This is a genomic window from Streptomyces sp. NBC_01116, assembly GCF_041435495.1.
Classification (GTDB): Bacteria; Actinomycetota; Actinomycetes; order Streptomycetales; family Streptomycetaceae; genus Streptomyces.
This window is the reverse complement of record NZ_CP108644.1, coordinates 3,574,923-3,587,230: the sequence shown is the minus strand read 5'-3', so window position 1 is coordinate 3,587,230 and position 12,308 is coordinate 3,574,923. Positions and strand designations below refer to the sequence as shown.

Genomic DNA, 12,308 nt, shown 5'->3' with positions numbered 1-12,308 from the left:
CCCGCTGCCCCCGGTGATCGGCCGACCATCCCCTAGGCGTGGCGGCCCACCGACCCCACGAGGTGCACGCGCCCGCCGGGGCCGCGCAGTTCGAAGGCGTTCCCGGCGGCGTCGGCCGCGTACGTCACGGTGGCGGGCAGCAGGACCGGGGCCTTGAACTCGGTCCGTACGGAACGGATTCCGGCCGGGTCGCCGGCCTCGGCCAGGCAGCGGGCCACCGTCCACATGCCGTGCGCGATGGCCCGGGGGAAGCCGAACAGCCGGGCGGTCAGCGGGTGCAGGTGGATCGGGTTGCGGTCCCCGGAGGCGGCTCCGTACCGCCGCCCCAGATCGCCGGGCAACCGCCACTCGGCGCGGGCGGGCAGGTCCTCGGCGGCCGGGGCGGCGGTGGGGCTCCCGGGAGGCGCTGTTGTCTCCGGGTTCCGTGTTCCGTGGCGGGACAGATAGCCGCTGCGCGACTCCCACACCAGCTCCCCGCCCACTCGCGCCTCGGTCGCCATCGTGACCTCGGTGCCGCGTCGGTGGGGCGTCAACTCCGCTGCGTACGCCGTAAGTTCGAGTGGTTCGGTGGGCCCTGCGGGCCGGTGCGGGGTGATCTCGATCCAGGTGTGGACGAGCCCGAGCACGGGCAGCGGGAAGGCGCGCCCGGACATCAGTCGCATGGTCAGCGGGAAGGCCAGCACATGCGGATACGTGAGGGGCAGATCCCCGGATTCCGGGAACCCGCAGATCCTCCCGTACGCGGCGAGGGGGCCGGGCGCGGCGGGCGCGGCCGGGCGGGTGAGGCGGCCGGCGGGCAGGGTGGCGTCCGGCCGTCCGGCGCGCTTGAACGGCGAGGTGAGGGCCCCGCGCGCGAGCGAGGCGCCGAGTGAGGTCATCGGGCTCACGCCCCCAGCAGGCTCTGGCCGCAGACACGCAGCACCTGGCCGTTGACGGCGCCGGAGTCGGGCTGGGCGAACCAGGCGACCGCCTCGGCGACATCGGCCGGAAGTCCGCCCTGGGAGAGGGAGTTCATCCGGCGGCCCGCCTCGCGGATGAGGAAGGGCACGGCGGCGGTCATCCGCGTCTCGATGAAGCCGGGGGCCACCGCGTTGACGGTGACGCCGTGCTCGGCTGCGGCGCGCGGGCCGAGCGAGCGGACGAGGCCGATGACGCCCGCCTTGCTGGCCGCGTAGTTGGTCTGGCCGTCGTTGCCCGCGATGCCCGCGATGGAGGCGGTGGCGACGATCCGGCCGCCCCGGTTCAGGGCGCCCGCGGACAACAGCTCGTCGGTGGTGCGGAGCACGCTGTCGAGGTTGACCTCGATGACCTGGGCCCAGCGTTCGGCGGGCATGTTGGCGAGGCGGCGGTCGCGGGTGATGCCCGCGTTGTGGACGAGGACGTCGAGCCCGTCCGGTGCGGCGGCGGCGATGCGGGCCGCGGCGTCGGGTGCGGTGATGTCCAGCGGCAGTGCGGTGGCCCCGAGCCGGTCGGCGGTGCGGACCAGGTCGTCCCGGGCCCCGGGGACGTCCAGCACGATCACCCGCGCCCCGTCGCGGGCGAGCACCGAGGCGACGGACGCGCCGATGCCCCGGGCCGCGCCGGTGACCAGGGCGGTGCGGCCCGTCAGCGGGGCGGACCGGTCGGGCACGGTGTCGGGTGCGGCGGCGGTCAGCTCGATCACCTGGCCGCTGACGTACGCGGAGCGGGGGGAGAGGAGGAAGCGGAGGGTGGACCCGGCGGCCTCCGGCGTCCCGTCGGCCGGCAGCCGCACGAGCTGGACCGTGGCGCCCCGCCCGACCTCCTTGCCCAGCGACCGGACGAAACCCTCCAACGCCTGCTGGGCAGCGGCCTGATGGTGGTCCTCGGAGGACGGCGGCGTGCCGAGGACGACGATCCGGCCACCGGGAGCCGGCGACCGTACGACGGGATGGAGGGCGGCGTGCACCTCGGCGAGGCCCCGGGCGGAAGTGACCCCCGTGGCGTCCAGGACGATCCCGGCGGGCCGCGCCGCCCGCTCCCCGACGGTGAGCCCGGTCGTGGCCAGCACCTTCGCCAGCCCGTCCCGGATCGCCGGGGTCCCGGCGGTCAGGTGCAGCAGCGGCCCGTCCAGCCGCGGGGTCTCGAGGGTCCAGCGGCGCAGCGGGGCGGGCTGCGGCAGGCCGAGCCGCCGGGTGAGGAAGCGGCCGGGTGCTGTGCCGGTGAGGTGCAGATAGCGATCGGCCATTGTCCTGACTCCCTGGTCGGTCGTAGATTTACTCTTGAGTAAGGTTACTTAAGAGTCAGGAGCTGGTCGAGATGCACAATCCCGGACCGACCGAGACGAGATGGTCACGGTGACGAGCCCGCGCCCATCGATTCCCCTCGCCCTGCCCCGGCCGCGCCGCGTCGCGGTGATCGGCGGCAGCCGCACCCCCTTCGCCCGCTCCGACGGCCCGTACGCCACCGCCTCCAACCAGGACCTGCTGACGGCCGCGCTCGACGGGCTCGTGGAGCGTCACGGCCTGGCCGGGGACCGGGTCGGGGCGTTCGTCGCGGGCGCGGTCCTCAAGCACAGCCGCGACTTCAACCTGGCGAGGGAGACGGTCCTCGGCTCCGCGCTCGACCCGCGCACCCCGGCCTACGACATCCAGCAGGCCTGCGGCACGGGCCTCCAGGCCGTGATCGCCGCCGCGAACACGATCGCGCTCGGATCCGTCGACTCGGCGATCGCGGGCGGCTCCGACACCACCAGCGACGCCCCGCTCGGCGTCAACGACGAACTGCGCCGCATCCTGCTCGCCGCCCGCCGGGCGAGGACGACGCCCGCCCGCCTCAAGGCCCTCGCCGCCGTCCGCCCCCGCCACCTCGTCCCGGACATCCCGCGCAACGCCGAACCGCGCACCGGACGGTCGATGGGCGAGCACGCCGCCGTCACCGCGCGCCGCTGGGCGGTGAGCCGCCAGGACCAGGACCTGCTGGCCGCCACCAGTCACCAGCGCCTGGCGGCAGCCTATGAACGGGGCTTCCTGGACGACCTGGTGGTCCCGTACCGGGGGCTGGACCGCGACCAGAACCTCCGCCCGGGTTCGACGGTCGAGAAACTGGCGGGGCTGAAGCCGGTGTTCGGGACATCCGGCCCCAACCCCACCATGACGGCGGGCAATTCGACGCCGCTGACGGACGGGGCGGCGACGGTCCTGCTGGCGACGGAGGAGTGGGCGCGGGAGCGGGGTCTTGAGCCCCTCGCCCTTCTCTCCCTGTACGAGACGGCGGCCGTGGACTACGTGGACGGCGACGACGGCCTCCTCATGGCCCCGGCGTACGCGGTGCCGCGCCTGTTGGAGCGGGCCGGGCTGGGCATCGAGGACTTCGACCTGTACGAGATCCACGAGGCGTTCGCCTCCCAGGTGCTGGCCACCCTCGCGTCCTGGGAGGGGCAGGGCCTGGCCCCGGTGGACCGGACCCGCCTCAACGTGGCCGGGTCCTCCCTGGCCACCGGTCATCCCTTCGCCGCGACGGGCGCCCGGATCGTCGCCACCCTGGCGAAGCTCCTCGCGGAACGGGACGCGCCGGGCCGGGGCCTGATCTCGATCTGCGCGGCGGGCGGCCAGGGGGTGACGGCCATCCTCGAACGCCCCTGATCTGTTGGCCTCCTGGCCTCCTGGCCCGTGGGCTCGTTGGCCCGTGGGCCCGTTCGCCCCCTGGCCGGTGGGCCTGTTGCCCCTCTGGCCCCTTGACCCTCTGCCCCTCTGACCCGCCGCCCCTGACCTGCCAGCCTCTCCCCCGAGACCTCAGCCGGACGGACGACCCGGCGAACCGACCCGCCCGACCCCCGAACCGAGGAGCCGCACGTGTCAACGCCGCCTTCCGCCGCCGCAACCGCCGCCGCAACCGCCCCCGCAGCCGCGCCCGTTCTGGTCGAGCCGACGAAGAAGCGAGGCCCCGACGGGAGCGTCCGGGAGGTCTCCGTGCCGAAGTTCGCGCCGACCGTGACGCGCGGCTCGCTCGCCGAGATCCCGTTCGACAACGCCCGGGAGGCCCCGTCCGACCCGGTGCTCAGCCGCAAGGACGCCGGGGGCGCGTGGCGGGACGTGAGCGCCGCCGAGTTCGCCGCCGAGGTGCTGGCAGTGGCCAAGGGCCTGATGGCGGAGGGGCTGCGGGCGGGGGACCGGGTCGCGATCATGGCCCGGACGACGTACGAGTGGACGCTGCTGGACTTCGCGTCCTGGGCGGCCGGCCTGGTGACGGTCCCCGTCTACCCGACCTCCTCCGCCTTCCAGGCCCGCTGGATCCTCCAGAACTCGGGCGCGGTGGCCTGCGCGGTGGAGACGAAGGAGCAGGGCCGCCTGATCAGCCAGGAGCGCAAGCAGCTCGGCGACCTGGCGCACCTGTGGCAGTTCGACACGGGGGCGATCGGCCGGCTCAAGTCCCTCGGCAAGGACATCCCGGACGAGGCGGTGACGGCCCGCCGGGCCGCCCTGGAACCGGACACCCCCGCCACCCTGATCTACACCTCGGGCACCACGGGACGCCCGAAGGGCTGCGTCCTGACCCACGGCAACTTCTTCGCCGAGGTCGACAACGCGATCGAACTCCTCCACCCGGTCTTCAAGTCGGTCTCGAAGGACCCGGCCTCCACCCTCCTCTTCCTGCCCCTCTCGCACGTCTTCGGCCGCATGGTGGCGATCGGCTGCATGCGGGCGCGGGTGCGCCTGGGCCACGCCCCGTCCATCGGGACCGAGGACCTCCTCGCCGACCTGGCGGGCTTTCGTCCGACCTTTCTGCTCGCCATCCCGTACGTCCTGGAGAAGGTCTTCAACACGGGCCGGGCGACGGCCGAGAAGATGGGCCGGGCCTCCTCGTTCGACCGGGCGGCCCGCATCGCCCAGCGCTACGGCAAGGCGGTCGAGGCCGCCGAACACGGCACGGGCCCCGGTCCCGGCCTCGGCCTGCGCGCCGCCCGCGCCCTGTACGACCCGCTGGTCTACCGCCGTATCCGGGCGGCGCTCGGCGGCCGGGTCCGGTACGTCATCTGCGGCGGCTCCCCGCTCGGCCGGCGGCTCGCCGCGTTCTACGAGGGCGCGGGCATCGGCATCTTCGAGGGCTACGGACTCACGGAGACCACGGCCGCCCACACGGTGACTCCGCCCCTCAAACCCCGCCTGGGCACGGTCGGTTGGCCGCTGCCCGGGACGTCGGTGCGCATCGCGGAGGACGGTGAGGTGCTGCTGCGGGGCAGCCAGGTCTTCCGGGGCTACTGGGACGGCGAACGGGCGGAGGTGACCCCGGCGCTCCTGCCGGACGACTGGTTCCCCACGGGCGACCTGGGCGCACTGGACGAGGACGGCTATCTGACGATCACGGGCCGCAAGAAGGACATCATCATCACGTCGGGCGGCAAGAACGTGACCCCGGCCCCGCTGGAGGACTGGCTGCGCGCCCACCCCCTGGTCAGCCAGTGCATGGTCGTCGGCGACAACCGCTCGTTCGTCACCGCCCTGATCACCCTGGAGCCGGACGGCCTCCAGCACTGGCGCCGGATGACGAAGAAGCAGGACATCCCGATGCGGGACCTGGTCCACGACGAGGACCTGCGCACGTCGCTCCAGAAGGCGGTCGACGAGGCGAACCGCCTGGTCTCCCGCGCGGAGTCGATCCGTAAGTTCACGGTCCTGCCGGTGGACTTCACGGAGGAGAAGGGCCACCTGACGCCGTCGCTGAAGCTGAAGCGGGACGCGATCGCACGGGACTTCGCGGGGGAGATCGAGGCGTTGTACCGGAAGTGAGGGCGCGGGGCCCGTGCCCGGCCTGGACGGGATGGTCAGGCTGGGCACGGCCCCTGGTGGTCAGGCCGGGCACGGGATGGTCAGGCCGCCCGGAGGACGTCACAGGAGCAGTGGCGGAATTCCAGTCCGAGCTCCCGGTCCACGGCCGCGCTCGAAGGCGTGGCGGCTTCGGAGACCTTCTCCCAGGTGCCGTACGGGCATCCCCCGGATCGCCGCGAGTTCGGCCATCAGAACCCGGACGTTCGAGCTCGCCGAACACCGGATCAACGGCCGGCGGATGGAGATGGACCGTATCGACGTCGCGGTGCGCAAGGACACCGCCGAGATCTGGGAGGTCCGGAGCGGCGACGGCACCCTGCACAGCTTCCCTGTGCACGACGTGCAGTTCCAGGTCCTGTCGGTCGACGGGAAGGAGCCGCCCCCGGCCCTGTCCGGGAAAGGACACGGCCCTGCTGCCTCCCCGCACCGTGATGTGCCTCATCATGCGGCTCACCGACTACGCGGACCCCGGCCTCCCCTACATGTTCCACTGCCACATGCTGTACCACGAAGACCGGGAAATGATGGGCCAGTTCGTGGTCCTGGGCCCGGGCAGCGCGCCGGTCGGCCGCCACGGTCTTCCGCGGACGGAGAGCATGCGCACCACGGCTGAGGCCCGCCGTCGCCCGGGGCCAGGTCACCGAGGTGCGTACTCCTCGCCCCGACGGGTTGCGCCGGCCCGAACCCCGGGCGGCGCAACCCGTCGGGGCACGGCTCACCCGGCCGGTTCCCGCGGGTCGGCCCCGGCCGCCGGAGCGGGCGCGGCGGCGGGCGCGGGCATCCGCCAGGCCACGACCGCACCCGTCGCGAGCCCCACGCCCGCGAGGAGCGTGGCCACCACGAACGGATCGAAGGAGTGCAGGGTGGGCGCGAAGCCGACCCCGACGCAGACCGCCACCCCGGCCGCGCCGCCCAGCTGGTCGGCGGCGCGCTGGACGCCCGAGGCGATTCCGGCGTCGTCCTCGGTGACACCGGTGACCGCGACGTACTGGAGTCCGACGAGGCCGAATCCCATGCCGGCCGCGATCAGCAGCATGGCCGGGACCAGCGCCGCCCCGCCCGCGGACGAGGCGGAGACGAGCGCGATCGCGGCCATCGCCGCCGCGGTGAACCCGATGCCGGCGAGCACGCACGCGCGGGCCCCCCAACGGCCCAGCAGCCGGGGCACCAGCAGGGAGAACACGATCAGCGAGACCGCGAGGGGCAGCATCGTCAGCCCCGCGCCCAGCGGGCCCAGCCCCAGCCGGTCCTGGAGGTAGAACGTGAACAGCAGGAACGACGTCGACAGGGCCCCGCTCAGGAGCACCGTGGCCAGGTTGGCCGCGACCCGGGCGCGGTGGGCGAAGAAGCGCGGCGGCACCAGCGGATTGCGCGACCGCGCCTCGACCCGTACGAACCCGATCCCGGCCGCCACCGCCCCGGCCAGCGCCGCCGGGACCACCCACGGGGACGTTCCGGGCTCACCGGCCTCGACCACGCCGAACGTGAACAGCAGCGGGCAGGCGGTCAGCAGCACCGCGCCGGGAAGGTCCAGCGCCCGCCGCCGGTCCTCGGCCACGGGCCGGTCGCCGTCGACCAGGAAGACGGCCGCCAGCAGGACGACCAGGATGAACGGGACCGAGATCAGGAAGATCCACCGCCACCCCAGGTGAGCGGTGATGACGCCGGACAGCACGAACCCGAGCACGAGGCCGCAGCTGGCCACCGCCGCCCACACGCCGAGGGCCCGCGACCGGCGCGGCCCCTCGGGGAACATCAGGATGACGGTGGCCATCGCGGCGGGCAGCGCGACGGCCTCCCCGGCGCCCTGCAACAGGCGCATGACCACCAGCAGGCCGAACGTGGGGGCCAGGCCCGCCAGCAGCGACGCGACGCCGAACAGGCCGGTGCCCAGCACCAGCACGCGCCGCCGCCCGAGCAGGTCGCCCAGCCGGCCGCCGAGCATCAGCATTCCGCCGCCGGTGACGGTGTAGCCGACCACGACCCAGGTGAGGGAGTGCCCGCCGACGCCGAAGTCGGCGCCGATCGAGGGCAGGGCGATGTTGACCACGGTCACGTCGACCGCGATGAAGAACTGCAGCAGGGACATCGCGCACAGCACCAGCCATGCGCGTACGGGGGACGGGCTGTGCCCGCGCGAAGACCTGCGTGAAGACCCGCGCGAAGATCCGCGTGAAGAGAGGATGCCTGAGAACATCAGGTGCTCCGTAGCTCAGAGGTGGCTCCGAGCAGCACGAGGAGGCCGCTCGGATCTGATCACGAAGCGGCTGGACGCCCTGAAGATGTGTGAGGAGAACGCCCCGCCGCTAGCGGAGGGTCCTGGTCACCGCGGCGCAAGCGGCCGCGCACGAAGCTGCAGACATGTGATCGACGGTACCAGGGCGGCCGGGGCGGGCCACTGCGGGCGGGCTCCCGGGAGTCCGCGGGACCCCGGAAGTGCCCCGCGAGGGCTGTCCCTCCGCCGGAAGTTGCGGCACCCTGGTCACCGTTCAACTCGCGTAGGCAGAGGCCCACTTCGCACCCCGTGCTCCGCACCTCGCACCCCACTGCCCGGTTGTCGACCCGGAGGTTCCCCCGCCCATGCGCTCGACCCGTACCAGTCTGCTGGCCCTGCTGGCGCTCCTCGGAGGCCTGCTCACCGTCACCGCCGCCGCGAGCCCCGCCGCGGCGGCCCCCAACTTCAAGGCGCCCTACGGCTGCGGCCAGCAATGGACGTACAGCCATCACTCCGCCGAGGTCAGACAGGCTCTCGACTTCGTCCGCACGGACGGCGGGGCCACCGCGGGCTCTCCGGTCCTCGCCTCGGCCGCCGGAACCGCCTACCGCTACTCCCAGCCGAGCGGCGCGGGCAACTACATCGCGGTCGAGCACGGCGGCGGCTGGAAGACGTACTACTTCCACCTCGCCGCCTTCTCCGTCGCCAACGGGGCCCAGGTCGCCCAGGGCCAGCAGATCGGCACCACCGGCTCGACCGGGAACAGCTCCGGCGCCCACATCCACTACGAGCAGCTGTACAACGGCGTCGGCCAGAACATCGTGATCAACGGCCAGTCACTCGCCCCGTATCCCGGCTCGTACTACAACAAGAACCTGACCAGCGACAACGGTTGCGGTGGCAGCGGCGGCAAGCACTGGGTCGACACCTTCGCCAACGCCACCGGCTACGCCGCCGCCAACACGGCCGACGCCCAGGGCGTCCTGAACGCCGGTACGAACTACGTCTACTGCAAGGTGTGGGGCGCGCGGGTCGGCACGGCCACCCAGTTCAACCACTGGTGGCTGCGCACCGACCTGGACACGGTGTACGCGGGCAAGAACGGCCGCAACGCGTACGTCTCCGCCTACTACCTCTCCCGCTGGGGCAACGACGAGGCCCGTGACAACAACGGGGCGGTGATCCCGGACTGCTGAGCCCGGGGCGGGCCCGGCAGCGCGTCCCCGGCGCGGTTTGGCGCAAAAGCCGTCGAGCAAGATCCGCCGGCCTGGCACTCTGGCTGTACGGGCCCGACGGCGGAAGTTCCGGGGGCAGGGGACCTCACAGAGGAGCGGGCCGCATGGCGACCGTCGTCGATCTGTTCACCTACCCCGTCAAGGGGTGTGCGGGAACAGCCGTGGACAGTGCGTACCTCACGCCGGCGGGTCTCGCACACGACCGCAGCTTCATGGTCGTCAGCGCCGACGGGGTCTACCGCACCCAGCGCCGTGAGGGGTGGAGCGCCTCCGCCAGCAGCTCCTCGTTGGCCCCGTTCCCGTACATGTGGGCCGTGTCGATCAGCGTGATGCCCAGCTCGACGGCCCGGCGGGCCACGGCGGTGGCCGCCTCGCGGTCCTCGGGCCGTTCGGTGGGCAGGTGCATCGCACCGAACCCCAGCCGCCCCACGGTCAGGTCTCCGCCGATACGGAAGGTCGTCGTCGACGGCGTGGTCGGCGTGTTCGGCGTGGTCGGCATGTTCGCTGGAGTCCCCTTGCTCGGACGGCTTCGCCAACGTAGCCGTCCGAGCCGTGCGGAGGAGGGGATTCAGGGTGTTCCCGGGCCCTGGAGGAGCTGGAGGTAGTTGCCCACCGGGTCCACGATCGTGGAGAAGAACCAGCCGCCCCCGGTGTCCTCGACCGGCCGTACCCAGGTCACCCCGAGCGTGTTGAGGTGTTTCTCCGCCGCCCGGATGTCGCGCACGGTGAGGTTGATCAGCTGTCGCCCCGGTTCGGCGGCCTGGTCCGCCACGTCGTCCCGCTCGTCGAATCCGATGATCGCCCCGGGGCCGACGATCAGGAGGTGCTCCGCCCAGCGGGCGCCCAGGGGCTCCAGTGCGGCGCGGTACCAGGCGATCAGGGCGGCGGAGTCGGTGCTGCCGATGATGACGCCGAGGCCCGTGATGCCCTCGGTGCCGGTGGTGTCGCTGCTGTCGTCGGTGGAAGCCGTCATGGTGGTTCTCCTCGCTCTGCCGATCGTGCGTGCCAAGGGCCGTTGGCCGTGGGCTGTCGTGAGCCGTCGTGATCCGTGGGTCGGCCGGGCCGGCCGCGGTCGGTCGACCCGTTCTGCCTACCACTCCTGACCGCCGGCGGCCGTGAAACTCATCGGTCCCCGCCGCCGGTCCACCCCGATGCGCCCCGCCCCTTGTCTGATGGTCCGTCAGGTATGACGATGGCGGCCGTCACCCGGGGCGGACCGCCCCGGGCCGGAGGGGAAGGAGGCCGCCGTGCCGATACTGCCCAGCGGGCCGCTGTCGTACGGGATGCAGCTGCCGGTCCAGTCGCAGAGCGTCATCTACGCGGAACCCTGGGAGGCGGCGGCGACCCCCGCCGATCTCGTCCGCATAGCCCGCGCCGCCGACCGCGGCGGTTTCGCCTACATCGCCGGCTGCGATCACGTCGCCATCCCGAGGCGGCTTGCGGACGGCATGAGCACCGTCTGGTACGACCCCGTCGCCACGCTCGCCTTTCTCGCCGGGGTCACCGAGCGCGTCCTCCTGATGAGCCATGTCGCCGTCGTCGGACTGCGCCACCCGCTCGTCACCGCCAAGCAGTACGCCACCCTCGACCACCTCAGCGGCGGCCGGCTGATCCTCGGTGTCGGGGCCGGGCACGTACGCGAGGAGTTCGAGGCGGTCGGGGCGGACTTCGACGGGCGCGGGGGTGTGCTCGACGAGTCGATCGACGCGCTGCGGGCCGCGCTGGGGCCCGAGGAGTACCCGGAGTTCGCGGGCCGGCGGTTCTCGTTCAGCGGGCTCGGGCAGCGGCCCCGGCCGGTTCAGGAACGGGTGCCGATCTGGGTGGGCGGCTCCTCGCCCGCCGCCACCCGCCGGGCCGCCGTGCGCGGGGACGGGTGGCTGCCGCAGGGCGATCCCCGGGACCGGCTGCCCGAGCGGATCGCCCGGGTGCACGCCCTGCGGGCGGAGGCGGGCGTCGGGGCGCCGATCGTCATCGGCGCGATCACCGAACCGCTGTACGTCGGTGAGCCCGGGTGGTCCGTGGGGCGGCGGACGCTCACGGGCGGGCCGGAGGCCCTCGCGGAGTCGCTGCGGGAGTACGCGGCGATCGGCGTGCACCAGATCCAGGTGCGCTTCCGGAGCCGGAGCGTGGACGAACTGACCGATCAGATGGCGGCGTTCGGTGCGGACGTGGCCCCCCACCTCGGTACGTGAAGGAGACGGACATGGGCAAGCTGGACGGGCGGGTCGTCCTGGTCACCGGGGCGGCGCGCGGGCAGGGCGAGCACGAGGCGCGGCTCTTCGCGGCCGAGGGCGCGCGGGTCGTCGTCGCCGATGTGCTGGTCGAGCAGGGGGAGGCGCTGGTACAGGAGTTGGGGGAGGAGTACGGCAAGGGCGCCGCCCGGTTCGTACGGCTGGACGTCGGGAGCGAGGAGGACTGGGCCGCCGCCGTCGCCGTGGCCAAGGACGCCTTCGGGAAGATCGACGGGCTCGTCAACAACGCGGGCATCCTGCGCTTCAACGAGCTGGTCAACACCCCGCTGGCCGAGTTCGAGCAGGTGGTGCGGGTCAATATGACGGGTGCGTTCCTCGGGATGCGCGCCGTCGCGCCCGAGATCGAGGCCGCGGGCGGCGGGACGATCGTCAACACGTCCTCGTACACCGGTCTCACCGGCATGCCGCTGGTCGGCGCGTATGCCGCGACCAAGCACGCGGTGGTGGGGCTCACCAGGGTCGCCGCCATGGAGCTGGCGGGGAAGGGCATCCGGGTCAACGCCGTCTGCCCGGGGGCCGTCGACACCGCGATGACCAACCCGGCCCTGCTGGACCCGGACGCCGAACTGTCGACGTCCGGCGCGGCCCTGGACGCGTACTACCGCAAGCTCGTGCCGATGGGTCGGATCGGCAGGCCCGAGGAGGTCGCCGCGCTGGTCCTGTTCCTGTCCGGCCCTGACTCCTCGTACATCACCGGGCAGCCGTTCGTCGTGGACGGGGGATGGCTGGCGGGGGTCAGCCCGTTCTGACGGCCGTCCTGACGAGGCGTCAGGTATTGACGGGTCGCGGTGGCGGTGGAACAGTCGGCAGCATCACAATC

9 protein-coding genes and 4 pseudogenes are annotated in these 12,308 nt (G+C 73.1%); 8 read left to right on the top strand and 5 right to left on the bottom strand.

The genetic code is table 11. From position 1 onward, the window contains the following. Positions 1-32: 32 nt before the first annotated feature. Both OG245_RS15645 and OG245_RS15640 read right to left on the bottom strand, forming a co-directional pair. Entirely contained in the window at positions 33-878 is an 846-nt protein-coding gene (locus tag OG245_RS15645) for a MaoC/PaaZ C-terminal domain-containing protein (RefSeq protein WP_371624142.1), read from the bottom strand. Between the two features lie 5 nt (positions 879-883). Then, positions 884-2,206, bottom strand: coding sequence for a 3-oxoacyl-ACP reductase (locus tag OG245_RS15640; RefSeq protein ID WP_371624141.1), 1,323 nt, complete (start codon positions 2,204-2,206; stop codon positions 884-886). A 100-nt stretch (positions 2,207-2,306) separates the two neighbouring features. On the opposite strand from OG245_RS15640, the gene OG245_RS15635 reads away from it, so the two are divergent. The 4 genes and pseudogenes from OG245_RS15635 to OG245_RS15620 all read left to right on the top strand — a co-directional run. Beyond that, the gene (locus OG245_RS15635) at positions 2,307-3,602 is read left to right on the top strand and encodes an acetyl-CoA C-acetyltransferase (protein WP_371624140.1); all 1,296 of its coding nucleotides are present in this window, start codon (positions 2,307-2,309) and stop codon (positions 3,600-3,602) included. Positions 3,603-3,812: 210 nt separating this feature from the next. Beyond that, positions 3,813-5,747, top strand: a complete 1,935-nt coding sequence (locus tag OG245_RS15630) for a long-chain fatty acid--CoA ligase (RefSeq protein ID WP_371624139.1) — start codon at positions 3,813-3,815, stop codon at positions 5,745-5,747. A gap of 31 nt (positions 5,748-5,778) precedes the next feature. Beyond that, positions 5,779-6,168: pseudogene (locus tag OG245_RS15625) on the top strand (multicopper oxidase domain-containing protein); the annotation flags it as partial. 49 nt (positions 6,169-6,217) lie between these two features. Next, positions 6,218-6,268: pseudogene (locus OG245_RS15620) on the top strand (hypothetical protein); the annotation flags it as partial. A gap of 233 nt (positions 6,269-6,501) precedes the next feature. Here the strand turns inward: OG245_RS15620 and OG245_RS15615 are convergent. Then, positions 6,502-7,875, bottom strand: coding sequence for an MFS transporter (locus tag OG245_RS15615; protein ID WP_371624138.1), 1,374 nt, complete (start codon positions 7,873-7,875; stop codon positions 6,502-6,504). Positions 7,876-8,366: 491 nt separating this feature from the next. Between OG245_RS15615 and OG245_RS15610 the strand changes: the two genes are divergently transcribed. Then, positions 8,367-9,197 carry a M23 family metallopeptidase gene (locus tag OG245_RS15610; protein ID WP_371624137.1) on the top strand — a complete coding sequence of 277 codons (831 nt, stop codon included), beginning with the start codon at positions 8,367-8,369 and terminating at the stop codon, positions 9,195-9,197. A gap of 143 nt (positions 9,198-9,340) precedes the next feature. Further along, positions 9,341-9,493 (top strand): annotated as a pseudogene (locus tag OG245_RS15605) (MOSC N-terminal beta barrel domain-containing protein); the annotation flags it as partial. Here OG245_RS15605 and OG245_RS15600 read toward each other — a convergent pair. Together OG245_RS15600 and OG245_RS15595 are read right to left on the bottom strand one after the other, a co-directional pair. Further along, positions 9,493-9,735 (bottom strand): annotated as a pseudogene (locus tag OG245_RS15600) (aldo/keto reductase); the annotation flags it as partial. The pseudogenes OG245_RS15605 and OG245_RS15600 overlap by 1 nt on opposite strands. Before the next feature lie 69 nt (positions 9,736-9,804). Beyond that, positions 9,805-10,209, bottom strand: a complete 405-nt coding sequence (locus tag OG245_RS15595; protein WP_371624136.1) for a VOC family protein — start codon at positions 10,207-10,209, stop codon at positions 9,805-9,807. A 274-nt stretch (positions 10,210-10,483) separates the two neighbouring features. On the opposite strand from OG245_RS15595, the gene OG245_RS15590 reads away from it, so the two are divergent. Together OG245_RS15590 and OG245_RS15585 are read left to right on the top strand one after the other, a co-directional pair. Further along, positions 10,484-11,428: an LLM class F420-dependent oxidoreductase gene (locus OG245_RS15590; RefSeq protein ID WP_371624135.1), complete on the top strand. Its 945-nt coding sequence runs from the start codon at positions 10,484-10,486 to the stop codon at positions 11,426-11,428. Between the two features lie 11 nt (positions 11,429-11,439). Continuing rightward, positions 11,440-12,237, top strand: a complete 798-nt coding sequence (locus OG245_RS15585; RefSeq protein WP_371624134.1) for an SDR family NAD(P)-dependent oxidoreductase — start codon at positions 11,440-11,442, stop codon at positions 12,235-12,237. The last annotated feature ends 71 nt before the right edge of the window (positions 12,238-12,308 follow it).

Excerpts from the sequence above, each read along its gene's own strand:
- OG245_RS15645 (WP_371624142.1), bottom strand. The coding sequence starts at position 878 with ATGACCTCACTCGGCGCCTCGCTCGCGCGCGGGGCCCTCACCTCGCCG.
- OG245_RS15640 (WP_371624141.1), bottom strand. The coding sequence starts at position 2,206 with ATGGCCGATCGCTATCTGCACCTCACCGGCACAGCACCCGGCCGCTTC.
- OG245_RS15635 (WP_371624140.1), top strand. The coding sequence starts at position 2,307 with ATGGTCACGGTGACGAGCCCGCGCCCATCGATTCCCCTCGCCCTGCCC.
- OG245_RS15615 (WP_371624138.1), bottom strand. The coding sequence starts at position 7,875 with ATGTCCCTGCTGCAGTTCTTCATCGCGGTCGACGTGACCGTGGTCAAC.
- OG245_RS15610 (WP_371624137.1), top strand. The coding sequence starts at position 8,367 with ATGCGCTCGACCCGTACCAGTCTGCTGGCCCTGCTGGCGCTCCTCGGA.
- OG245_RS15595 (WP_371624136.1), bottom strand. The coding sequence starts at position 10,209 with ATGACGGCTTCCACCGACGACAGCAGCGACACCACCGGCACCGAGGGC.
- OG245_RS15585 (WP_371624134.1), top strand. The coding sequence starts at position 11,440 with ATGGGCAAGCTGGACGGGCGGGTCGTCCTGGTCACCGGGGCGGCGCGC.